This window comes from Pseudomonas sp. Emmai, assembly GCF_055179735.1.
Window position 1 is genome coordinate 1605463 of sequence record NZ_CM143685.1, and the last position, 22115, is coordinate 1627577.

General features: G+C 59.3%; 19 protein-coding genes. 9 read left to right on the forward strand and 10 right to left on the reverse strand.

Features of this window, described 5'->3' with window-relative positions; genetic code table 11:
• Positions 1–121 precede the first annotated feature (121 nt).
• Complete coding sequence (locus ACY4LX_RS07075) at positions 122–2713, reverse strand: glycosyltransferase (protein WP_463259519.1); 2592 nt, start codon at positions 2711–2713, stop codon at positions 122–124.
• Positions 2714–2932: 219 nt separating this feature from the next.
• Between ACY4LX_RS07075 and tcdA the strand changes: the two genes are divergently transcribed.
• Complete coding sequence (tcdA, locus tag ACY4LX_RS07080) at positions 2933–3742, forward strand: tRNA cyclic N6-threonylcarbamoyladenosine(37) synthase TcdA (protein WP_173860471.1); 810 nt, start codon at positions 2933–2935, stop codon at positions 3740–3742.
• Positions 3743–3831: 89 nt separating this feature from the next.
• Here tcdA and ACY4LX_RS07085 read toward each other — a convergent pair whose 3' ends face one another.
• The 9 genes from ACY4LX_RS07085 to map form a co-directional block, all read right to left on the reverse strand.
• Positions 3832–4242, reverse strand: coding sequence for a SufE family protein (locus ACY4LX_RS07085; RefSeq protein ID WP_149657388.1), 411 nt, complete (start codon positions 4240–4242; stop codon positions 3832–3834).
• Positions 4239–5444, reverse strand: coding sequence for an aminotransferase class V-fold PLP-dependent enzyme (locus ACY4LX_RS07090; RefSeq protein ID WP_463259520.1), 1206 nt, complete (start codon positions 5442–5444; stop codon positions 4239–4241). Before ACY4LX_RS07090 ends, ACY4LX_RS07085 begins: the two co-directional genes overlap by 4 nt.
• A gap of 175 nt (positions 5445–5619) precedes the next feature.
• Positions 5620–6654 (reverse strand): 2,3,4,5-tetrahydropyridine-2,6-dicarboxylate N-succinyltransferase, encoded by a 1035-nt coding sequence (gene dapD / locus ACY4LX_RS07095; RefSeq protein WP_149657386.1) that lies wholly within the window; start codon positions 6652–6654, stop codon positions 5620–5622.
• Positions 6655–6687: 33 nt separating this feature from the next.
• Positions 6688–7050: an ArsC family reductase gene (locus ACY4LX_RS07100; protein WP_463259521.1), complete on the reverse strand. Its 363-nt coding sequence runs from the start codon at positions 7048–7050 to the stop codon at positions 6688–6690.
• A 295-nt stretch (positions 7051–7345) separates the two neighbouring features.
• The gene (locus ACY4LX_RS07105) at positions 7346–8083 is read right to left on the reverse strand and encodes a M12 family metallopeptidase (protein ID WP_463259522.1); all 738 of its coding nucleotides are present in this window, start codon (positions 8081–8083) and stop codon (positions 7346–7348) included.
• A 300-nt stretch (positions 8084–8383) separates the two neighbouring features.
• Positions 8384–9124: a M12 family metallopeptidase gene (locus tag ACY4LX_RS07110; protein ID WP_463259523.1), complete on the reverse strand. Its 741-nt coding sequence runs from the start codon at positions 9122–9124 to the stop codon at positions 8384–8386.
• Positions 9125–9295: 171 nt separating this feature from the next.
• Positions 9296–10492, reverse strand: a complete 1197-nt coding sequence (gene dapC / locus ACY4LX_RS07115) for a succinyldiaminopimelate transaminase (RefSeq protein ID WP_463259524.1) — start codon at positions 10490–10492, stop codon at positions 9296–9298.
• A gap of 198 nt (positions 10493–10690) precedes the next feature.
• A complete protein-coding gene (locus tag ACY4LX_RS07120) occupies positions 10691–13393 on the reverse strand; it encodes a [protein-PII] uridylyltransferase (RefSeq protein ID WP_463259525.1) in 2703 nt (900 codons plus the stop codon).
• A 51-nt stretch (positions 13394–13444) separates the two neighbouring features.
• Positions 13445–14227 carry a type I methionyl aminopeptidase gene (map, locus tag ACY4LX_RS07125; RefSeq protein WP_123405751.1) on the reverse strand — a complete coding sequence of 261 codons (783 nt, stop codon included), beginning with the start codon at positions 14225–14227 and terminating at the stop codon, positions 13445–13447.
• 373 nt (positions 14228–14600) lie between these two features.
• Here map and rpsB point away from each other — a divergent pair, with 373 nt between their 5' ends.
• From rpsB to rseP, 8 genes are all read left to right on the forward strand, one after another.
• On the forward strand, positions 14601–15338 hold the full coding sequence (gene rpsB, locus ACY4LX_RS07130) for a 30S ribosomal protein S2 (RefSeq protein ID WP_003219330.1): 738 nt from the start codon (positions 14601–14603) through the stop codon (positions 15336–15338).
• Positions 15339–15530: 192 nt separating this feature from the next.
• Positions 15531–16394, forward strand: a complete 864-nt coding sequence (tsf, locus tag ACY4LX_RS07135) for a translation elongation factor Ts (protein ID WP_149657381.1) — start codon at positions 15531–15533, stop codon at positions 16392–16394.
• A 210-nt stretch (positions 16395–16604) separates the two neighbouring features.
• Entirely contained in the window at positions 16605–17348 is a 744-nt protein-coding gene (pyrH, locus tag ACY4LX_RS07140) for a UMP kinase (protein ID WP_003172271.1), read from the forward strand.
• Positions 17345–17902, forward strand: coding sequence for a ribosome recycling factor (frr, locus tag ACY4LX_RS07145; RefSeq protein WP_007949335.1), 558 nt, complete (start codon positions 17345–17347; stop codon positions 17900–17902). Before pyrH ends, frr begins: the two co-directional genes overlap by 4 nt.
• Positions 17903–17915: 13 nt before the next feature.
• Complete coding sequence (gene uppS / locus ACY4LX_RS07150) at positions 17916–18671, forward strand: polyprenyl diphosphate synthase (RefSeq protein WP_133837242.1); 756 nt, start codon at positions 17916–17918, stop codon at positions 18669–18671.
• A complete protein-coding gene (locus ACY4LX_RS07155) occupies positions 18671–19477 on the forward strand; it encodes a phosphatidate cytidylyltransferase (protein WP_463259526.1) in 807 nt (268 codons plus the stop codon). Before uppS ends, ACY4LX_RS07155 begins: the two co-directional genes overlap by 1 nt.
• A complete protein-coding gene (gene ispC, locus ACY4LX_RS07160) occupies positions 19474–20664 on the forward strand; it encodes a 1-deoxy-D-xylulose-5-phosphate reductoisomerase (protein ID WP_463259527.1) in 1191 nt (396 codons plus the stop codon). The genes ACY4LX_RS07155 and ispC overlap by 4 nt, the downstream gene beginning before the upstream one ends.
• 55 nt (positions 20665–20719) lie before the next feature.
• Complete coding sequence (gene rseP / locus ACY4LX_RS07165; protein WP_149657378.1) at positions 20720–22072, forward strand: sigma E protease regulator RseP; 1353 nt, start codon at positions 20720–20722, stop codon at positions 22070–22072.
• The last annotated feature ends 43 nt before the right edge of the window (positions 22073–22115 follow it).

The window sequence follows — 22115 nt, forward strand, 5'->3', positions numbered from 1 at the left end:
CGAGTCGCTTCATTCGCGGGCAAGCCTCGCTCCTACGGGGGTTAGGCTGGGCGCGCAAAATGGCGGTTATCTTAAAGCAAAACGGCGGCCATTGGCCGCCGTTTAGTGCATCTGGACTGATTTAGACGGCTGGTAGCGGCTCAGCCTCGGCGGCCGGTTTCGGCAGCGAAGACAGGAACGCCATGATCAGCGCCGCCAGGTACGGCAGCGACTGCACCAGCAGCATGATCACCCAGAAGCGGATGTCGTTGCTCGGCAGGCCCTGCACCAGGAAGATCCCCAGCGCCGCGCCCCACAACAGCAGCATGATGAACACCTCTTCCCGCGCCTCCGAAATCGCCACCCAGAAGCCGTGGTTGTCGGCGTTTTTCGGCGTACGGAAGAACGGAATGCTGCTGGTGAAGAAGCCGTACAGCACCGCTTTGGCGATGGTGTGCGACAACGCCAGCCCGGCCAATGCCGCGCAGAACGCATCTTTCAGGTTGACCCCAACTGCACGGCGGTACAGGAAGATGATCTTGGCCACCTTGAACACGAACAGCGCCAACGGCGGGATCGCGAAGATCAGCAGCGGCGGATCGACCCGCTGCGGCACGATGATCATCGCCGCCGACCACAACAGGGCGCCCACGGTGAAGAAGATGTTCATGCCATCCGCGACCCACGGCAACCAGCCCGCGAGGAAGTGGTAACGCTGGCCACGGGTCAGCTCGGTGTCCTTGCCGCGCAGCAGGCTGGCGGTGTGACGCTTGATGATCTGAATCGCGCCATAGGCCCAGCGGAAACGCTGTTTCTTGAAGTCGATAAAGGTATCCGGCATCAGGCCCTTGCCGTAGCTGGTGTGGTAATACGCCGCCGACAAGCCTTTCTCGAACACGCGCAGACCCAACTCGGCGTCTTCACAGATGCACCAGTCAGCCCAGCCAAGCTCCTCGAGCACCGAACGCCGGGTCATGGTCATGGTGCCGTGCTGGATGATCGCGTCACGGTCGTTGCGGGTGACCATGCCGATGTGGAAGAAACCTTTGTATTCCGCGTAGCACAGCTTTTTGAAGGTGCTTTCGTTCTGGTCGCGATAATCCTGTGGCGATTGCACCACGGCGATTTTCGGATCGGCGAAGTGCGGCACCATGTGCTTGAGCCAGTTCGGGTCGACGCAGTAGTCCGAGTCGATCACCGCAATCACTTCGGCATCCTTGGCGGTGTGCGGGATCAGGTAATTCAGCGCGCCACCCTTGAAACCGGCCAACGGGGCGACGTGGAAGAACTTGAAACGCGGACCGAGGGTTTCGCAGTAATCGCGCACCGGTTCCCAGACCGCCGGGTCCTTGGTGTTGTTGTCGATGATCAGGACTTCGAAGTCTGGATAATCGAGGTTGGCCAGGGCGTTGAGGGTCTGTTTGACCATCTCCGGCGGTTCGTTGTAGCACGGTACGTGAATCGAGACTTTCGGTCGGTAGTCCGAATCCCCCACGACCGGCAGGAATTCTCGCCGGCGCTTGTGGGTCCAGACCGCTTCGGCCAGTTCATGGGCTTCGGTCAGCAATACGATAAACACCCCGAGCGCACCGAGGGCGAGCAAGAAGCCCACCGTCAGGCTGAACCAGGTGCTGTATTGCTGGCTGTAGTCGTAGCCGATCCACACCAGAACCGAACCGCACAAAAACGCGATAAAGGTCAGGAAGGTGCGGCCCCGTTGACGCAGGGCCGAGCCGTCGATCATCAGCAAGGTCAGGGACAGCAGCGCCAGCACCGCCGAGCCGATCGCCAGTACCCGCCACTGTGGGATCGCCACGACCGGGCCTTCGAAGTTGAATTTCTGCTGACGCGCGGCGTTGAACACGCCCCAGTAAGCGCCCACCGAACCTTCGTCCGTGGCCTTCCACGGCTGGTCAAACGCTTCGATCACGAAGTAGTTGAAGCCTTGACGATTGAGCTTGTTAACCAGTGTGCGCAAGTAGATCGCCTGGTCCGCCGGGCTCGAATCGGTGCCGCCACGCATGCGGCCGTTGCTCGGCCAGCCAACCTCCGACAGCAGCAGCGGTTTTTTCGGGAACATCTTTTTCAGGTCCCGGGCGCGGTCGAGGACGAACTGGCCGGCCTTGTCCACCGGAACGAATTCCCAGTAAGGCAGAACGTGCGCGGCGATCAGGTCGACGTGCTTGGCCAGTTCCGGGTGTTCTTCCCAGACGTGCCATTGCTCGGACGTGGTCACCGGCACTTTCACGGCGGCGCGCACGCGGTCGAGGATGACGCTGAGTTCCGCTGCGGTAATTTCCTTACGGAAGATCGCCTCGTTACCAACCACCACGCGAACCACGCTGCGGGAAGTGTTGGCCAGTTCGATGGCGCGCAGGATCTCGCGTTCGTTGCGTTCCTGGTCCGGGCTGATCCAGATCCCCAGGGTCACCCGCAGGCCGAACTCTTCCGCCAGTTTGGGGATGTCCTGCAGCGTGCCATCGACCGAGTAGGTGCGGATGTTGTCCGTCAGCTTGCTCATGATCTCCAGGTCGCGACGCATTTCATCGTCGGACGGGTATTGGTCTTTCTGCGGGTACTGGCCTTGTTGGAACGGCGAGTAGGAAAAACCGGAGATCTGTTCAGGCCAATTGGGGGCGGTGACCGGGCGGTTGATCAGCGCCCAGAAGCCGGTAAACAAGGCTGCGATGGCAAGCACCACGACCAGGTTGAGTCCAAATTTACGCGATGACATAGCTTTTTCGGGTTCCAGAGGCTGTGGAACGAAGGAACGGTCGGCATGCTGCCAAGGGGCGCGCATCCTACACCGTGCTTCCGCTTACCGTACAGGCGGCAGCGAAAAGTCTGACGTTGGGCAATCCGCTTTCACATAAGTTCTTACACTTGTCGCTTGTAGCTTAGAACTTGTTGCTGCGTGGCCCTATAATGCGCGCCGGTTTTTGGGGTAATGGTCATGAGTACAGAAGATCCGCGGTTTGCCGGCATCGCTCGGTTGTATGGCATTGAAGGCCTGGAGCGCTTGCGCGCGGCCCATGTGGCGATTGTCGGCGTCGGTGGCGTCGGTTCCTGGGCGGCGGAAGCCGTGGCCCGCTGTGGTGTGGGCGAGATTTCGCTGTTCGACCTGGACGACGTCTGCGTCAGCAACGCCAACCGTCAGTTGCACGCGCTGGACAGCACTGTCGGCAAACCCAAGGTCGAGGTGATGGCCGAGCGCCTGCGAGGGATCAACCCGGATTGCACGGTGCACGCGGTGGCGGATTTCGTGACCCGCGAGACCATGGCCGAGTACATCACGCCGAACATCGATTGCGTGATCGACTGCATCGACAGCGTGAATGCCAAGGCTGCGCTGATCGCCTGGTGCAAGCGGCGCAAGATCCAGATCATCACCACCGGTGGCGCGGGCGGGCAGATTGACCCGACGCTGATCCAGGTCTGCGACTTGAACCGCACTTTCAACGACCCGTTGGCCTCGAAAGTGCGCTCAACCCTGCGCCGGGACTACAACTTCTCCCGCACCGTGACCCGCCATTACAGCGTGCCGTGCGTGTTCTCCACCGAGCAACTGCGCTACCCGAAACCGGATGGCAGCATTTGCTTGCAGAAGAGTTTTGTCGGCGATGGCGTGAAACTGGACTGCGCCGGTGGGTTCGGCGCGGTGATGATGGTGACAGCGACGTTCGGCATGGTCGCGGCGACCAAGGCTGTGGATAAGATTGTGGCGGGCGTGCGGCGCCCGGCGGATCGCATCAAACCTGCCTGACCTCCATGACCTGACAAAACCTGTAGGAGCGAGGCTTGCCCGCGAAGGCGTCGTACCTGACACACCGCTTTCGCGGGCAAGCCTCGCTCCTACAAGGGCGCAGCCAACTCATTCATCCGCTGTAACACGGCATTGAGGCCGTTACTGCGCGAAGGCGACAACTGCCGGCTCAATCCAAGCTGATTGAACCAATCCGGCAAATCCACCTGCTGCAACTCAACCGCCGACAACCCATTGACCCGCGCCAGCAACAAAGCCACCAACCCGCGAATCAACCGCGCATCACTGCTCGCAGCGAACTGCCAATGTCCATCCTGCAATGCCCCAACCAGCCACACCTGGCTTTCACAGCCATGCACCCGGTTAGCCTCGACTTTATCCACATCGCTCAACGCCGGCAGGCGCTCGCCCCATTGCATCAGCAGGCGCGCCCGTTGTTCCCAGCTCCCGGCCTGCTGAAAGGCTTCCAGTGCCGTAACGGCATCGGCCGGCATACTCATCGCAACAGCTCCAGCGCCTGATCCAGCGCTTCAAAGAACCGCTCCAGATCCTCGGAATCGTTGTACAACGCCAACGACACCCGAATCGCCCCGGCCAATTCGAAGCTTTTAAGCAACGGCATGGCGCAGTGGTGACCGGCGCGTACGGCGATGCCCTGTTCGGTCAGCAGGTGCGCCAGATCGGAGTTATGCACACCCTCGACGACAAAGCTGGCCAGTGCCAATTGCGGTTTGCCCAGCAGGCGAATGCCGTTGCGCGCCTCAAGGCCTTTCAATAGATAGTCGTGCAGCGCCGCTTCATGGGCAGACACAGCGTCTTGATCCAAGCCGGAGAGGTAATCCAGGGTCGCCCCCAGGCCGATCACGCTGGCAATCGGCGGCGTACCGGCCTCGAAACCCAACGGCGCCGGGCGGAAGCGGGCGTCGTGGTAGTTGGCGTCCAGCACCATTTCGCCGCCGAATTGCCACGGTCGCAGCTGTTCAAGGGCTGTATTGCGCCCGAACAGCACGCCCAGGCCATCGGGGCCGTAGAGCTTGTGGCTGGAAAATACATAGAAGTCGCAACCCAACGCCTGCACATCATGCCGGCCATGGACCACGCCTTGGGCGCCATCGATCACGGTCAGGGCGTTGTGCGACTTGGCCATTGCCAGCAACTCAGGCAATGGCTGCCAGACGCCGAGTACGTTGGACAGCTGACTGACCGCCAGCAAACGGGTGCGCGGGCCGATCAGTTGCGCGGCGGCTGCGAGGTCGATCACGCCGTTGGCATCCAGCGGCAATACCACCAGTTTCAAGTCGCGACGCAGGGCCAGTTGCTGCCAGGGCAGCAGGTTGGCGTGATGCTCCAGAGCGCTGATGACAATTTCATCGCCCGGGTTGAATAGGTGTTCCAGACCATAGGCCAGGAGGTTCAGCGCGGAGGTTGCGCCGTGAGTAAAAATGATCTGCCCGCAATCGCCCGCGTTGAGCCATTGCGCGACTTTGCTGCGGCTGTCCTCGAACGCCTGGGTGGCGTGGGCGCCGGGCAAGTGTTGCGCCCGATGCACGTTGGCTGCGCCATTGGCGTAGTAATGCGCCAGGGCATCCAGCAGGGCTTGAGGCTTTTGTGTGGTGGCGGCGTTATCCAGATAGGTCTGGTCTTGCCGTTGCAGAGCGGCGATGGCCGGAAAATCGGCGCGCCAGGGAGAAGGAATCATCATGCTATCGGGCCCTGGTAAACATGGGCGGGGGGAACGCCTGACCTTGCCCTTGACCTTGATGTTGATCTTGTAGGAGCGAGGCTTGCCCGCGAAGCTTTTGGCGGCCTCAAGGGCCCCTTCGCGGGCAAGCCTTGCTCCTACAAGGGCAGGGCGCAGGTATCGTCGAACGCTCTGCTTAGTTGTGAGCGTGCAGCGCTTCGTTCAGTTCGATGGCCGATTTGTGGGTTTTGCATTCCACGGCACCGGTTTCCGAATTGCGACGGAACAGCAGGTCAGGTTGACCGGCCAGTTCACGGGCCTTCACCACCTTGACCAGTTTGTTGTGCTCGTCCAGCAGCGCAACCTTGGTGCCGGCGGTCACGTACAGGCCCGACTCAACGGTGTTGCGGTCGCCCAACGGGATACCGATACCGGCGTTGGCGCCGATCAGGCAGCCTTCGCCCACCTTGATCACGATGTTGCCGCCGCCCGACAGGGTGCCCATGGTCGAGCAACCGCCGCCCAGGTCCGAACCCTTGCCGACGAACACGCCAGCCGAGACGCGACCTTCAATCATGCCCGGGCCTTCGGTGCCGGCGTTGAAGTTGACGAAACCTTCGTGCATCACGGTGGTGCCTTCGCCCACGTAGGCGCCCAGGCGGATACGCGCCGCGTCAGCGATACGCACGCCGGCCGGGACCACGTAGTCGGTCATTTTCGGGAACTTGTCCACCGAGAACACTTCCAGCAACTCGCCACGCAGGCGGGCTTCGAGTTGATGCTCGGCCAGTTCGGCCAGATCGATGGCGCCCTGGCTGGTCCAGGCGACGTTCGGCAGCAGCGGGAACACACCGGCCAGGTTCAGGCCGTGGGGCTTGACCAGACGGTGGGACAGCAGGTGCAGCTTGAGGTAAGCCTCAGGCGTGGAGGTCAGTTGCGCGTCGTCGGCCAGAATGGTCGCGACCAGCGGCTTGTGGCTTTCGGCCAGACGGGTCAGCAAAGCAGCTTGGCCGGCGTCGACGCTTTTCAGTGCTTCAGCCAGTTGCGAAGCCTGGGCGGTGGTGAACGCGATGGCCTGGTTGCCTTCGGTGTAACCCAGCACTGGCGCGATGGCCGCGACCAAATCGGCCGACGGGTTGAGCAGTGGCTGTGCGTAAAACACTTCCAGCCAGGCGCCTTGACGGTTTTGAGTGCCGACGCCGAAGGCCAGGCTGAACAGGGAATTGGACATGTTGAGACCTCTAACAAAAAGGAACGGGCTGCCTTACTTGAGTGCGGCCGCGTAGATATCTGGCTTGAAGCCAATCAGGGTTCGGTCACCGAGATCAAGCACCGGGCGCTTGATCATCGAGGGTTGTGCCAGCATCAGTTCGATGGCTTTCGCTTGGTCGAGATCGGCTTTGCGTTCGTCGTCGAGTTTGCGAAAGGTCGTGCCTGCACGGTTCAACACCACTTGCCAGCCGTGCTCGTCGCACCATTGGCTCAGGTGTTCACGGTCGATTCCGACCGCTTTGTAATCATGGAAGTCATAGCTGACAGCGTGTTCATCGAGCCAGGTGCGCGCCTTTTTCATGGTGTCGCAGGCTTTGATGCCGAAAAGGTGCAACGTTTTACTTGAAACGGTCAAGGAATTGCCCCCTTTACAGGTGCTGGAAAAAAATGGTGACGGATTATGCCATGGCCTTCCGGTTAAAGCGCAAAACCTGATGTGGGGTTGCGGGCTGCACGGGCCTGCCAGCAGTCTAGGCGGCAAATATGGCACTTCAAGGATATCTGTCTGATCCCGCTGATGCGGGTCGGCGGGTCACGCCCGATCGGAGGAGAGCCCGTGCCATTGGTGCAAACCGGCGCGGGCGTATTGTGCGAGGTGTTGGGTGAGGTGGAGTTGAGTGAAACCAGGCCAGGACAGCTCAAGTAGCAACTTAATTAGGCTCGTAGGGGTACATGGAACTGATCAATTCTTTATCCAGTTCGCTGAGCGTTGTGTTCTGGACAATTTCAAACTCACCGTCGGTAAATTCCTTTTGGACCATGTAGTGCATGATTGACGTGGTGTCGTAAGGCGTTCGACGTACGGACGCTGGAGGATATGTTGCAAAGAAATTCTGATGGATTTCATCTCTCGATACATTGAGTGCCCGGCCGTAATCTTCGTAAACCTTTTCTTTATTCCAAGGGATCTTTGATTCTGGATGTAAATGTTCATGCAGCAGTCCCAAGGCATGTCCGAATTCATGCAGCACCATGGCCTCAAACCCCTCGTCCGCAGGTTTGACGGCGATGTACATGGTCGGCTTGGACATCGTTCTGAAAAGCAGCGCATCAGTGCCGATGCTTGAAGCGTTTCGAGAGGTGTTGGTGGAGATTCTGATGTCCCCGTCATTCACGGGGCTGAACTCGATAAGCAGGTTGACGTATTGATCCCATTGCCAAATTACATGTTCGATGGCATTGCGCAGTTCGGCGGTTGGGTTGTCGGTAAAAGATATTCTCAATAACCGGTGCGGCGCCCAGTGTTTGTGAAAAGTGGCGGTCGCACGTTTGCCGCGTCCCCCGGATGACTTTTTTCCGGCATTGTCCGGGTTTTCAGCAATGGCAGTGTCGTAGGCTTCTTGTTCGTCGACATGTCGTATCACTGTACAGAGGAGAGGCAGGGTCATATTAACCTCCATGTTTCGTTGGTTGTTGTCTCAATGGGCGAGATTGAAATCAAATCCTCTCCATATAAGAGGACTTGATTGTGGGTCGGGCCAGCCTGGGCAGGTCAAGTAAGTCCAGGTTCGATGATAAAACCTGTGTTCTTTGCGTCCGGGCAAGGATAAGCCTCGGCCATGAACGCCTTGTCCTTTTCACTGAGCATCAGATTCAGGTCAATCTGAAGTGTCGTGGTCCTGGATTAAATCTTGATTGTCTGGACTGCGTATCAAAGCGTTTTAGTCGGGTGCGGGTGAAGTTTGTTATTAATCGATCGGCTGTTCGGCTTTTGGGTAAGCCTTGCGCATGTTTCGCCTGTCAAGTTTGCTGATGCGAGTGTTGTAGCCTACTTCCCAATCTCCCAGCGTGATTTCGTTGGGAATTGAATAGTGCATGATCGACTCCTTGTCGTAGGCACCGCTAAGAAGTCCGTTAGTGGGCAGAGTGCGGAACAAGTTGAAATCGACGTCATCCTCGGTCCATTTATCGAGTGTTTTATAAAACTCGTAAACCTTGGGTTTGTCCCAAGGGATATTCGCCTTGGGGTGCTGATGCTCGTGTTCGAGTCCCAAGGCATGTCCGAACTCGTGCAGCACGGTGGCTTCGAAATCGGTGCCGTCTGAAGGCGTGGCCAGGGTCAGGGTAGGCTGGTCTATCGGAATGCCTAAAGCATCGCTTCCAACAGCAGACGAGTTGTGCTCGGTGCCTGTCTGAATGCGGATGTCGCCGGGCAGGCTCGCGTCAAATGTGAATGTCAGGTTTGTGCTGGGCTGCCATTGCCGAATGATGCTTTCAATAGAATCTTGCAGGCATTGGGGCGCCTCATTGAGAAAAGTGATGTTCAGGGTCCGGTAGTTTCCCCAGAACTTGCTCCAAACACCAACGGAACGTTTACGTCTCCCGCCCGGGGCGGACTTTTTCTCGTTGGCCGGGTTTTCTGTAATAGCGGCCAGATAAGATGCTTCATCACTGATCGGCTTTATTACTTTGCAAGGGTTACGGTTCATGACTAACTTCCATGTGAGTTAAAAAGAATGCCTGAGTTGTTTTGGGTATTCAGGTCCACGGAAGATTAAGCGAGAAAGACTGACTTGTTAAGTTTGAATAAGGTTGGAGCTGTTACTTGATGTTGGCAAGTTCCCGCACGGCATTGCACCGTGCAGGAAATCAATAACTTGTTACTTGCGGGTAATGAACGCGCGAATGCGTTCCGCCGCTTCAACGCACTCTGCCAGCGGTGCAACCAGGGCCATGCGGATGCGCCCGGCACCGGGGTTGAAACCCTCGACATCGCGGGACAAGTACGAACCCGGCACCACCGTCACATGCTCTTTGACAAACAAGTCACGGCAAAACGCTTCGTCATCGCCTTCAATATTCGGCCACAAGTAGAAACCGCCGTCGGGACGTTGCACGTCCATCACCGGGCTGAGGATTTCCAGCACCGCATCGTACTTTTCGCGGTACAGCGCACGGTTGGCGCGCACGTGCACTTCGTCATTCCAGGCGGCGACGCTGGCCAGTTGCGTCTGAACCGGCATCGCGCAGCCGTGATAGGTGCGATACAGCAGGAAGCCTTTCAGGATGTCGGCATCGCCAGCGACGAAGCCCGAGCGCAGCCCCGGCAGGTTGGAACGCTTGGACAGGCTGTGGAACACGACGCAGCGCTTGAAGTCTTTGCGACCCAGTTCCACACAAGCGCTGAGCAGGCCTGGCGGCGGGGTTTGTTCGTCGAAATACAGTTCGCTGTAGCACTCGTCGGCGGCGATCACGAAGTCGTGTTCGTCGGCCAGGGCGATCAGCTTTTTCAGGGTTTCAACCGGGATCAACGCGCCGGTCGGGTTACCTGGGGAGCACAGGAACAGGATCTGGCAGCGTTTCCAGATGTCGGGCGAAACGGCGTCGAAATCCGGGTTGAAACCGTTTTCGTCCAGGCAGGGCAGGTAATGCGGCTTGGCCCCAGCGAGGAACGCGGCGCCTTCGTAGATTTGATAGAACGGGTTCGGGCTGACCACCAGCGCATCTTCGCCACGGTTGACCACGGTCTGGGTGAAGGCGAACAGCGCTTCTCGGGTGCCGTTGACCGGCAGCACATTGCGCGCCGGGTCGAGCCAGCCGTTCGGCACGTTGAAACGACGTTCACACCAGGCCGCAATTGCCTCACGCAGGGCCGGGATGCCGAGGGTGGTCGGGTACACGGCCATCTGATCCAGATTACTGGCCAGGGCTTCGGCGACAAAACTTGGCGAGCGGTGCTTCGGCTCGCCGATGGACAGCGCGATCGGGCGCTTGTCCGGGTTGGGCGTGACGCTACCGAGCAGGGCTCGGAGCTTCTCGAACGGGTAAGGCTGCAACTGGTTCAGAGCGTTGTTCATGCGGGGCCTCTTCTAATGTGGGAGCGGGCTTGTGTGGCGAGGGGGCTTGCCCCCGTTCGGCTGCGCAGCAGTCGCAAAGCCATTGCATGCGGTGTGTCTGAGACACTACGGATGCAGGTTTTGGGGCCGCTTCGCGACCCAACGGGGGCAAGCCCCCTCGCCACAGTAAAACCACCCCCACAGGGGAAATATGTTGGTTCAGATGCTGATGCGCGACAGTTTGATCTCGGGTTCCTGGCTGACGCTAAGCTGCTCGACGATCGCATCCTGCAAACGGCTGCACAGCAACGGGTCGGACAAAGGCTGGTTGTTGGCGTCGGTGATGAAGAACACGTCTTCCACGCGCTCGCCCAGCGTGGCGATCTTGGCGTTCTGCAGCGACAGGTCGAACTCCAGGAAAATCGTGCCGATCCGCGCCAGCAGGCCCGGGCGATCGGGGGCGCTGAGTTCCAGCACGGTCACCGGACGCTGGGCGTCGTTGTGGATCGTCACCTGGGGCGCAAAGGCGAAATGCTTGAGCTGGCGCGGCACCCGGCGCTGGATGATCGTCGGGTAGTCGTCCGGATTGCGCAGGGCCTCGGTCAGGCCGTCGCGGATCTGCTTGACCCGCGCCGGGTTGTCGCCGATCGAGTCGCCGTCGGTGTCGAGCACGATGTAGGTATCGAGGGTGAACTGGCTGCTGGAGGTGATGACCCGGGCGTCGTGAATGTTCAGGTTGAGCTGGTCCATCGCGGCCACGGTTACGGCGAAGAAATCGTGCTGGTCCGGCGCATAGATGAAGATCTGCGTGCCGCCCTCGAATTCGCGCTGGGTGGTCTCCTTGATCAGCACCAGCGGCCCGCCATCAGCCGGCTGTTGCAGGATCGCGTCGCTGTGCCAGGCCACGTCGCCGGCGGTGTGGCGCAGGAAATAGTCATCACCCAGCTGCGCCCACAATTGCTCGACATCGTCCGGATCGGTGCCGCCGCGCACCAGGATATCCAGGGCGGCGCTCTGGGTCTGGCGGATCTGTTCTTCGCGGTCCACCGGATTTTCCAGACCGCGGCGCAAGGCACGCTTGGTCTCGGTGTAGAGCTGGCGCAACAGGCTGGCGCGCCAGGAATTCCACAGCGTCGGGTTGGTGGCGTTGATGTCGGCGACGGTCAGCACGTACAGGTAGTCGAGATGGGTTTCATCGCCGACGATCTGTGCGAAATCGTGGATCACCTGCGGGTCGGACAAGTCCTTGCGCTGGGCGGTGGTCGACATCACGAGGTGGTTTTGCACCAGCCAGACAATCAGGCGGCTGTCCCATGTCGGCAACTGATGGCGCTGGCAGAAGGCTTCGGCATCCACGGCGCCGATGTCCGAATGGTCGCCGTGGCGGCCCTTGCCGATGTCGTGGTACAGGCCGGCGAGGTAGATCAGTTCGGGCTTGGGCAACTTGGCCATGAGCTTGCTGGCCAGCGGGAATTTTTCCGACACCTGGGTGTACTGCAACTTACGCAGATGCTTGATCAGGTTCAGGGTGTGGGCATCGACCGTATAGATGTGGAACAGGTCGTGCTGCATCTGCCCGACGATAAAGCCGAACTCCGGCAAATAGCGCCCGAGGATGCCGTAACGGTTCATCCGTCGCAGGTTGCGGTGGATGCCGATCTTGCATTTGAACAGTTCGATGAACAGGCTGGTGTTGCGGATATCGTTGCGGAAATCGTCGTCGATCAGGTGCCGGTTTTCCCGCAGCAGACGAATGGTATCGGCGCGCACGCCCTTGATTTCCGGCTGTTGGGCCATCAGCACGAAGATTTCGAGCATGGCGAACGGCGTGCGGCGGAACACGTTGTTGTTGCGTGCCTCGATGTAACCATCGTGCAGTTGGAACCGCGAATTGATCGGCTGCGGCGGCGCTTCATCTTCCGGCGCGAGGATGACTTCCTCGAAATGCTGGATGATCAGGTCGCTGAGCTGGGCAATGCTCATGACCACCCGGTAATACTGCTGCATGAAGTTTTCGATGGCTTGCTTGGCGTCATCGCCTTCGAAACCCAGCAGCCCGGCAATGGAGCGCTGGTGGTCGAACAGCAAGCGGTCCTCGGAACGCCCGGCGAGCATGTGCAGGGCGTAGCGGACCTTCCACAGGAATTCCTGGGACGAGGCCAGCAGGGCGTTTTCGCTCTCCACCAGGAAACCTTCGCCGGCCAGGGCCCGCAGGTTCAGGGTGCCGTACTCACGGCGGGCGACCCAGAGAATCGTCTGGATATCCCGCAGGCCGCCGGGCGAGCCTTTGACGTTGGGTTCCAGGTTGTACTCGGTGTCGTTGTACTTGTGGTGACGGGCCTTCTGCTCGGCGCGCTTGGCCAGGAAGAAGTCCTTGCTCGGCCACATGTGCGCGGTGCTGGTGACGTCGAGCATGCGCTGGCGAAGGCGCTCGGGGCCGCAGATGGTGCGGCTCTCCATCAGGTTGGTGACGACAGTCAGGTCGGCGCGGGCCTCGACGGCGCATTCGTCCACCGAACGAACGCTCTGACCGACCTCCAGGCCGATGTCCCACAACAACGTGAGAAAACGTTCGATGGAATCGCGGAAAACTTCGTGGTCGGCGCTGTCCAGCAGGATCAGCAAATCAATGTCGGAGTAGGGGTGCAACTCGCCGCGACCGTAGCCGCCGACCGCCACCAGCGCGATGTCGGCGTCTTCGCTCCAGTTGAACTGCTCCCAGGCCTTTTGCAGGATGTTATCGACGAACCAGGCGCGATCCTCGATCAGCCGGCGAATGTCCCGGCCGCTGCGAAAGCGCCCGTCGAGCACCTCGCGGGCCTGGCGAATCGCCTTCTTGAAGGCCGCGATCGGGCTGGCCTTCAGGGCCAGTTCAGCCTGGAACTGGCCACGGTCGAAGAGTTCGGGATCCACCTGCGGCATCGATTGGCTTTCCTTTCTATAAGCTATAAGGCTAGGGGCAGAACGGGTCGATCAGGCCGAAACACGCGGAATGGTGTCATCGGCGCGCAGGGTGAAGATCTCGTAGCCGGTGTCGGTCACCAGCAGGGTGTGTTCCCACTGGGCGGACAATTTGCGGTCCTTGGTGATCGCGGTCCAGCCGTCGCCCAGGACCTTGGTGTCGGCCTTGCCCTGGTTGATCATCGGCTCGATGGTGAACGTCATGCCCGCTTTCAGCTCCATGCCGGTGCCGGCGCGGCCGTAGTGCAGGATCTGCGGCTCTTCGTGGAACACCTTGCCGATGCCGTGGCCGCAGAACTCGCGAACCACCGAGAAACCGTTCTTTTCCGCGTGCTTCTGGATCACTTCACCGATGTCGCCCAGGCGGCAGCCGGGTTTAACGATTTCGATGGCCTTGTACATGCATTCCTGGGTGACCTGGGACAGGCGCTCGGCCCAGACCGGCACGGTGCCGACGTGGAACATGCGGCTGGTGTCGCCGTGGTAGCCGTCCTTGATCACGGTCACGTCGATGTTCACGGTGTCGCCATTCTTCAGCGGCTTCTCGTTCGGAATGCCGTGGCAGACCACGTGGTTGATCGAGGTGCAGATCGACTTCGGGAAGCCCTTATAGTTGAGCGGGGCTGGGATGGCTTGCTGCTCGTTGACGATGTAGTCGTGGCAGATGCGGTCCAGCTCTTCGGTGGTGACGCCCGGTTTGACATGTTCGGCAATCATTTCCAGCACATCGGCGGCCAGTTTGCCGGCGATCCGCATTTTTGCGATGTCCTCGGGGGTTTTGAGGGTGACGGTCATACAGGCTCTCTCTGCGCTCAACGGCGCTTACTAATTCGAAATGGGCATTGTGCGATCAAGCTTCGCGGCCCTGAAAAACGCGATTCTAACAGACGATCAGCGCAAATCTGAGCCTCTGTGCATCGCTTCTCTCTATAGATAGGCGCATTCTTGAGCGATTCCAAGGGCGTTTATAAAGGCGCGCGCCAGGAATCGAGAATCCGGGTTCCGTTTTTTGCAGCCCTGTGATATAAAATGCGCCGCTTTCCGGGGATACCCCGAGAAGCTTAAATCCACACACGTGTCGACACGATGACCTGGGTGCCTTCAGCTGATGCTGCTGGTTGGTCATTGGGATACGTGGAGGCCAAACCCGACTTATTAAGGAACTATCATGTCCCAAGTCAACATGCGCGATATGCTGAAGGCCGGTGTGCACTTCGGTCACCAAACCCGTTACTGGAACCCGAAAATGGGTAAATACATTTTCGGCGCGCGTAACAAGATCCACATCATCAACCTTGAAAAAACCCTGCCAATGTTCAACGAAGCTCTGACTTTCGTAGAGCGCCTGGCCCAGGGCAAAAACAAGATTCTGTTCGTCGGCACCAAGCGTTCCGCTGGCAAGATCGTTGCTGAAGAAGCAGCACGTTGCGGTTCGCCGTACGTCGATCACCGCTGGTTGGGCGGCATGCTGACCAACTTCAAAACCATCCGTGCTTCCATCAAGCGTCTGCGTGACCTTGAAGTGCAAGCCGAAGACGGTACTTTCGCCAAGCTGACCAAGAAAGAAGCGCTGATGCGCACTCGCGATCTTGAGAAGCTCGATCGTTCCCTGGGTGGTATCAAGGACATGGGCGGTCTGCCAGACGCACTGTTCGTTATCGACGTTGATCACGAGCGCATCGCGATCACCGAAGCCAACAAGCTGGGCATCCCGGTTATCGGCGTAGTCGATACCAACAGCAGCCCGGAAGGCGTTGACTACATCATCCCAGGCAACGATGACGCAATCCGCGCTATCCAGTTGTACATGGGTTCGATGGCTGACGCTGTAATCCGCGGTCGCAACCACGTTGCTGGCGGCACCGAGCAGTTCGTTGAAGAAGCTCCGGTAGCAGCAGCTGAGTAATTGACGCCTTGGCGTTGACTCAGTAAGCAAAAAGGGGGCTTGGCCCCCTTTTTGCCACCTCGAAAACCATTTGTCGGCAGCGCAGCTACAAGTTCTGTAACGTGCAGCGGCCTACAAGGGTGATTCGGGAAGAATTGAACGCCCGTTCGATCGGGTGGAATGGTTGATAACCTATCCAAGAGGATTTTTGAAATGGCAGAGATTACTGCAGCGTTGGTTAAAGAACTGCGTGAGCGTACTGGCGAAGGCATGATGGATTGCAAAAAGGCCTTGACCAAGGCCGGCGGCGACATCGAAAAAGCCATTGATGACATGCGTGCTTCGGGCGCCATCAAGGCTGCCAAGAAAGCTGGCAACGTTGCCGCTGAAGGAGCGATCGCTCTGAAAGAAGACGGTAAAACCGCCGTTCTGCTGGAAGTGAACTCGCAGACCGACTTCCTGGCTTTGCAGGATGACTTCAAGGCATTCGTTGCTTCCAGCGTTGAAAAAGCATTCGCTGACAAGCTGACTGATGTGGCTCCGCTGATCGAAGCTCAAGAAGCTGATCGCCTGGTTCTGGTCGGCAAGGTTGGCGAAAACGTCAACATCCGTCGCCTGGCACGCGTTGAAGGTGACGTTGTTGGTGGTTACCTGCACGGCAACAAGATCGGCGTAGCCGTTGTCCTGAAAGGCGGCACTGTTGAGCTGGCCAAGGACATCGCCATGCACGTAGCGGCGACCAACCCTGAATTCCTGCTGCCATCGGAAGTTTCCGCTGAAGCGGTTGAGCGTGAGAAGGGCGTGTTCCTGACCCTCAACGCCGACAAGATCGCTGGCAAGCCAGAAAACATCGTTGAAAACATGGTCAAAGGCCGTATCAGCAAGTTCCTGGCTGAGGCTTCCCTGGTTGAGCAGGCGTTCGTCAAGAACCCTGAAATCAAGGTTGGCGAACTGGCCAAGAAAGCCGGTGCTGAAATCGTTTCCTTCACCTACTTCAAAGTAGGCGACGGCATCGAGAAGCCGGTCGACAACTTCGCTGAAGAAGTTGCTGCCCAGCTGGCTGCCGCCAAGCAATAAGACGGTTTTTTAACTGTCGCCCTGAAGAGGCTGCCCGCTTACGCGCGCAGCCTCTTTTCAGATGGGCTACCAATTTTTATTGGTTTCCCTTTGGAACTGGCTTACAAAGCCATGTTCCGATGGCGCTGAAGCAGCGCCAAGCTAGAGTGAACGCCAGCTGTAAACAGCTCGCAAAGAATTTTTTAAAATACGCCGCAGGAGAGATTCGCAATGGCTCAGCAGGGCAGTGGTTATCAGGCTCGCTATAAACGCATTCTACTCAAGCTTAGCGGCGAGGCCCTGATGGGCTCGGAAGAGTTCGGGATCGATCCGAAAGTTCTGGATCGCATGGCGCTGGAAGTCGGCCAACTGGTCGGCATCGGTGTACAGGTCGGTCTGGTGATCGGTGGCGGCAACCTGTTCCGTGGGGCAGCGCTGAGCGCGGCCGGCATGGATCGGGTCACCGGCGACCACATGGGCATGCTGGCCACTGTGATGAACGCCCTGGCCATGCGCGACGCGCTGGAACGTGCCAATATCTCGGCCATCGTGATGTCGGCCATTTCCATGGTTGGCGTGACCGATCACTACGATCGCCGCAAGGCCATGCGTCACCTGAACGCCAAGGAAGTCGTGATTTTCGCGGCCGGTACGGGCAATCCGTTCTTCACCACGGATTCGGCAGCTTGCCTGCGTGCAATCGAAATCGATGCCGATGTCGTGCTCAAGGCGACCAAGGTCGATGGCGTCTACACCGCTGACCCATTCAAAGACCCGCATGCCGAGAAGTTCGATCATCTGACTTACGATGAAGTGCTGGATCGCAAGCTGGGCGTGATGGATCTGACGGCCATTTGCCTGTGCCGCGACCACAAGATGCCATTGCGCGTATTTAACATGAACAAGCCCGGCGCCCTGCTGAACATCGTACATGGCGGCGCTGAAGGGACCCTGATCGAGGAAGGCCAACAATGATCAACGAAATCAAGAAAGACGCTCAAGAGCGCATGCAGAAATCCCTGGACTCTCTGAACCATGCATTTGGTCAGATTCGTACCGGCAAGGCTCACCCAAGCATTCTGGGCAGCGTGATGGTGCCGTACTACGGCACAGACACGTCCATCACCCAAGTGGCCAACATCACCGTAAAAGACTCCCGGACCCTTCAGGTCGTGGCGTTTGAGCGCAACATGCTCGCGGCAGTCGACAAAGCGATCCAAAGTGCCGGTTTGAACCTCAACCCGACCAACCTGGGCGAGTTGCTGCTGATCTCCATGCCTGCCCTGACTGAAGAAACCCGCAAGGGCTTCACCAAGCAGGCGCGTAGCGCAGCTGAAGATGCCCGTGTTGCCGTGCGCAATATTCGTCGTGATGCACTTGGCGACCTGAAGAAACTGGTCAAGGACAAGGAAATCAGCGAAGACGAAGAGCGTCGTGCCGCTGCTGATATCCAGAAGCTGACCGACAAGGCTGAGGCCGATATCGACGCAGCGACCAAGCAAAAAGAAGCGGACCTGATGGCCGTATAAGGGTCGCGTTTTCATGGATAAGACCAAGCAGACTGCGCCGTCCGCGGTGCCGCGCCATGTCGCGATCATCATGGATGGTAACAATCGCTGGGCGAAAAAACGCTTTATGCCGGGTGTCGCCGGGCATAAAGCGGGTGTGGATGCGGTTCGTGCGGTTATCGAGGTGTGCGCCGAGGCCAAGGTCGAGGTGCTGACCCTGTTCGCCTTCTCCAGTGAAAACTGGCAGCGCCCGGCCGATGAGGTCAGCGCCTTGATGGACCTGTTCTTCAAGGCGTTGCGTCGCGAGGCCAAGCGCCTCAACGACAACAACATCAGCCTGCGCATCATTGGCGACCGTTCGCGTTTTCACCCCGAGCTTCAGGCAGCGATGCGCGAAGCCGAGGCGATTACCGCCGGCGCCAATCGCTTTATCCTGCAGATCGCCGCCAACTACGGCGGTCAGTGGGATATCGCGCAAGCTGCGCAGCGTCTGGCACGGGAAGTCCAGGCCGGGCATTTGCGCCCGGAAGACATCACCCCGGAACTGCTGCAAACCTGTCTGGTCACCGGCGATCTGCCGTTGCCGGACTTGTGCATCCGTACCGGCGGTGAGCACCGCATCAGCAATTTCCTGCTGTGGCAGCTGGCGTACACCGAGCTGTACTTCTCCGACCTGTTCTGGCCGGACTTCAAACACGAAGCCATGCGCACCGCGCTGGCCGATTTCGCTTCTCGTCAGCGCCGCTTCGGTAAAACGAGCGAGCAGATCGAGTCTGGAGCCCGGGTTTAATGCTTAAACAACGAATCATTACTGCGCTGATCCTGCTGCCGATCGCCTTGTGCGGGTTTTTCCTGCTCGAAGGCTCCGGCTTTGCGCTGTTCATCGGGCTGGTCGTGACCCTGGGTGCATGGGAGTGGGCTCGCCTGGCAGGTTTCACTGCCCAGCCGATTCGCGTTGCCTATGCGGCTGTGGTCGCGCTGATGCTGTTTGTCATGCATGTCCTTCCCGGGCTCGCGCCTTGGGTATTGGGCGCCGCTGTGCTCTGGTGGGCAGTGGCGACGTACTTGGTGCTGACCTATCCGCGCTCCAGCGAACACTGGGCCAGCGCCGCCTGCAAACTGGTGATCGGTCTGTTGATCCTGCTGCCCGCGTGGCAAGGTCTGGTCCAGATCAAGCAAGAGCCCTTGGGCAACTGGCTGATCATGGCGGTCATGGTGCTGGTTTGGGGGGCTGACATCGGTGCGTACTTCTCCGGGCGCAAGTTCGGCAAGCGCAAGTTGGCGCCGCAAGTCAGTCCGGGCAAGAGCTGGGAAGGCGTCTATGGTGGCCTGGCGTTGAGCCTGGTGATCACGCTGGTGGTCGGCCTGGTTCGCGACTGGACGGTGGCGGAGTTGCTTAAAGGCCTGGTCGGCGCCGCATTGATCGTGTTTATTTCGGTGGTGGGCGACCTCACCGAAAGCATGTTCAAGCGTCAGTCCGGGATCAAGGACAGCAGTAATCTGCTGCCCGGTCACGGCGGTGTGCTGGACCGTATCGACAGCCTGACCGCCGCGATACCGGTGTTCGCGGTGTTGTTGTGGATGGCTGCACCGTGAGCCGTCCACAGCAGATTACCGTCCTGGGGGCGACAGGCTCGATTGGCCTGAGCACCCTGGATGTCATTGCGCGTCATCCCGAGCGCTATCAGGTGTTCGCATTGAGCGGTTTTACTCGATTGAGTGAGCTGCTCGCCTTGTGCGTGCGGCATGTACCGCGGTTTGCGGTCGTGCCTGAAGCGGGTGTTGCCCGGGTCCTGCAGGACGACTTGCGCGCTGCCGGCCTGTCGACGCGCGTTCTGGTGGGGGAGGAGGGCCTGTGTCAGGTCGCTGCCGACCCTGAAGTCGATGCGGTCATGGCGGCCATCGTTGGTGCGGCGGGCTTGCGTCCGACCCTGGCGGCGGTCGAGGCGGGCAAGAAGATCTTGCTGGCCAACAAGGAAGCGCTGGTGATGTCCGGCGCCTTGTTCATGCAGGCCGTGCGCCAAAGCGGTTCGGTGCTGCTGCCGATCGACAGCGAACACAATGCGATTTTCCAGTGCATGCCCAACGATTTCGCCCGCGGTCTGGGTGCGGTTGGTGTGCGTCGGATTTTACTGACGGCCTCTGGCGGTCCGTTCCGGCAGACGCCGATGGCGGAATTGGCGCACGTGACCCCCGATCAAGCCTGCGCTCACCCGAACTGGTCGATGGGGCGCAAGATATCGGTCGATTCGGCCAGCATGATGAACAAAGGCCTTGAGCTGATCGAAGCCTGCTGGCTGTTCGATGCCAAGCCATCCCAGGTCGAAGTGGTGATTCATCCCCAGAGCGTTATCCATTCGCTGGTCGACTATATCGATGGTTCGGTATTGGCGCAGTTGGGTAACCCGGATATGCGTACGCCGATTGCCAACGCCCTGGCCTGGCCAGAGCGGATCGACTCGGGTGTCGCCCCGCTGGATCTGTTTGCCATTGCGCGCCTGGATTTCCAGGCGCCCGATGAACAGCGTTTCCCGTGCCTGCGCCTGGCGCGGCAAGCGGCAGAGGCGGGCAACAGCGCGCCGGCCATGCTTAATGCGGCAAATGAAGTGGCGGTCGCGGCCTTTCTCGACGGGCGGGTTCGTTACCCGGAAATCGCGAGTATCATCGAGGAAGTCTTGAATCTCGAGCCTGTGGTGGCGGTGAATGATCTCGAGGCGGTGTTCACCGCAGACGCCAAGGCGCGTGTGCTGGCCGAACAGTGGTTGAGTCGTCACGGGCGATAAGTGCTGCAGTACGTTTGCCCCCATGCAGCACTGGATAGGATTGCGGAGAAAGTAGATGAGCGCGCTCTATATGATTGTCGGCACCCTGGTAGCCTTGGGCGTGCTGGTCACCTTCCACGAATTCGGCCATTTCTGGGTCGCACGTCGCTGTGGGGTCAAAGTGCTGCGTTTCTCCGTGGGCTTCGGCATGCCGTTGCTGCGCTGGCACGACAAGCAAGGCACTGAATTCGTGCTGGCCGCCATTCCGTTGGGTGGCTACGTGAAGATGCTCGACGAGCGCGAAGGCGAAGTGCCGGTCGATCAGCTCGATCAATCCTTCAATCGCAAGTCCGTGCGTCAGCGCATTGCCATCGTTGCGGCGGGCCCGATCGCCAACTTTCTGCTGGCGATGGTGTTTTTCTGGGTGTTGGCCATGCTCGGCAGCGAGCAGGTGCGCCCGGTTATCGGCGCAGTCGAGTCCGGCAGTATCGCCGCCAAGGCGGGTTTGAGCGCGAATCAGGAAATTGTGGCCATTGATGGCGAGCCGACTTCCGGGTGGGCGGCCGTGAACCTGCAGTTGGTCCGTCGCCTTGGCGAGAGCGGTACGTTGCAATTGTTGGTGCGTGAGCAGGGCTCGACGGCCGATTCGCCGCGTGAGCTGGCGCTGGATCACTGGCTCAAGGGTGCCGATGAGCCGGATCCGATTCGCTCGCTGGGTATTCGCCCATGGCGTCCGGCCTTGCCGCCGATCCTGGCGGAACTCGATTCGAAAGGGCCGGCGCAAGCTGCGGGCCTGAAGACCGGTGACCGGTTGTTGGCGCTTGATGGCAAGTCTCTGGATGACTGGCAGCAAGTGGTCGATACAGTACGTATGCATCCGGATACCAAAATCATGCTGCGCGTCGAGCGCGATGGTGCTCAAATCGACGTCCCTGTGACGCTGGCAGCCCGCGGCGGGAGCAAAGCGCCTACGGGTTACCTGGGCGCCGGGGTTAAAGCAGTCGATTGGCCACCAGAGATGATTCGCGAGGTCAGCTACGGTCCGATAGCCGCAATTGGGGAGGGTGCCCGACGCACCTGGACCATGAGTGTACTGACCCTCGATTCGCTCAAGAAAATGTTGTTCGGCGAGCTCTCGGTAAAAAACTTGAGTGGACCGATAACCATTGCTAAAGTGGCGGGCGCTTCTGCCCAGTCGGGTGTCGCTGATTTCCTGAATTTCCTTGCTTATCTGAGTATTAGCTTGGGTGTTCTGAATTTGTTGCCCATTCCAGTACTGGATGGGGGGCATTTGTTGTTTTATCTGATCGAGTGGGTGCGTGGTCGCCCCTTGTCAGATCGGGTGCAGGGTTGGGGGATACAGATCGGTATCAGTTTGGTGGTCGGGGTGATGTTGCTTGCTCTGGTCAATGATCTGGGTCGACTGTAACGCTTCGCTGAATTGCGAATCTGCCGCATTTTGCGGCAGTTTG

What these genes read in the sequence shown, in the direction of transcription:
- map (WP_123405751.1), bottom strand. Translation starts at nt 14,227, where the DNA reads ATGACCGTCACCCTCAAAACCCCCGAGGACATCGCAAAAATGCGGATC.
- uppS (WP_133837242.1), top strand. Translation starts at nt 17,916, where the DNA reads ATGGATAAGACCAAGCAGACTGCGCCGTCCGCGGTGCCGCGCCATGTC.
- ACY4LX_RS07075 (WP_463259519.1), bottom strand. Translation starts at nt 2,713, where the DNA reads ATGTCATCGCGTAAATTTGGACTCAACCTGGTCGTGGTGCTTGCCATC.
- ACY4LX_RS07120 (WP_463259525.1), bottom strand. Translation starts at nt 13,393, where the DNA reads ATGCCGCAGGTGGATCCCGAACTCTTCGACCGTGGCCAGTTCCAGGCT.
- frr (WP_007949335.1), top strand. Translation starts at nt 17,345, where the DNA reads ATGATCAACGAAATCAAGAAAGACGCTCAAGAGCGCATGCAGAAATCC.
- ACY4LX_RS07090 (WP_463259520.1), bottom strand. Translation starts at nt 5,444, where the DNA reads ATGATGATTCCTTCTCCCTGGCGCGCCGATTTTCCGGCCATCGCCGCT.
- ACY4LX_RS07110 (WP_463259523.1), bottom strand. Translation starts at nt 9,124, where the DNA reads ATGAACCGTAACCCTTGCAAAGTAATAAAGCCGATCAGTGATGAAGCA.
- ACY4LX_RS07085 (WP_149657388.1), bottom strand. Translation starts at nt 4,242, where the DNA reads ATGAGTATGCCGGCCGATGCCGTTACGGCACTGGAAGCCTTTCAGCAG.
- ACY4LX_RS07105 (WP_463259522.1), bottom strand. Translation starts at nt 8,083, where the DNA reads ATGACCCTGCCTCTCCTCTGTACAGTGATACGACATGTCGACGAACAA.
- tsf (WP_149657381.1), top strand. Translation starts at nt 15,531, where the DNA reads ATGGCAGAGATTACTGCAGCGTTGGTTAAAGAACTGCGTGAGCGTACT.
- tcdA (WP_173860471.1), top strand. Translation starts at nt 2,933, where the DNA reads ATGAGTACAGAAGATCCGCGGTTTGCCGGCATCGCTCGGTTGTATGGC.
- rseP (WP_149657378.1), top strand. Translation starts at nt 20,720, where the DNA reads ATGAGCGCGCTCTATATGATTGTCGGCACCCTGGTAGCCTTGGGCGTG.
- dapC (WP_463259524.1), bottom strand. Translation starts at nt 10,492, where the DNA reads ATGAACAACGCTCTGAACCAGTTGCAGCCTTACCCGTTCGAGAAGCTC.
- pyrH (WP_003172271.1), top strand. Translation starts at nt 16,605, where the DNA reads ATGGCTCAGCAGGGCAGTGGTTATCAGGCTCGCTATAAACGCATTCTA.
- dapD (WP_149657386.1), bottom strand. Translation starts at nt 6,654, where the DNA reads ATGTCCAATTCCCTGTTCAGCCTGGCCTTCGGCGTCGGCACTCAAAAC.
- ACY4LX_RS07155 (WP_463259526.1), top strand. Translation starts at nt 18,671, where the DNA reads ATGCTTAAACAACGAATCATTACTGCGCTGATCCTGCTGCCGATCGCC.
- rpsB (WP_003219330.1), top strand. Translation starts at nt 14,601, where the DNA reads ATGTCCCAAGTCAACATGCGCGATATGCTGAAGGCCGGTGTGCACTTC.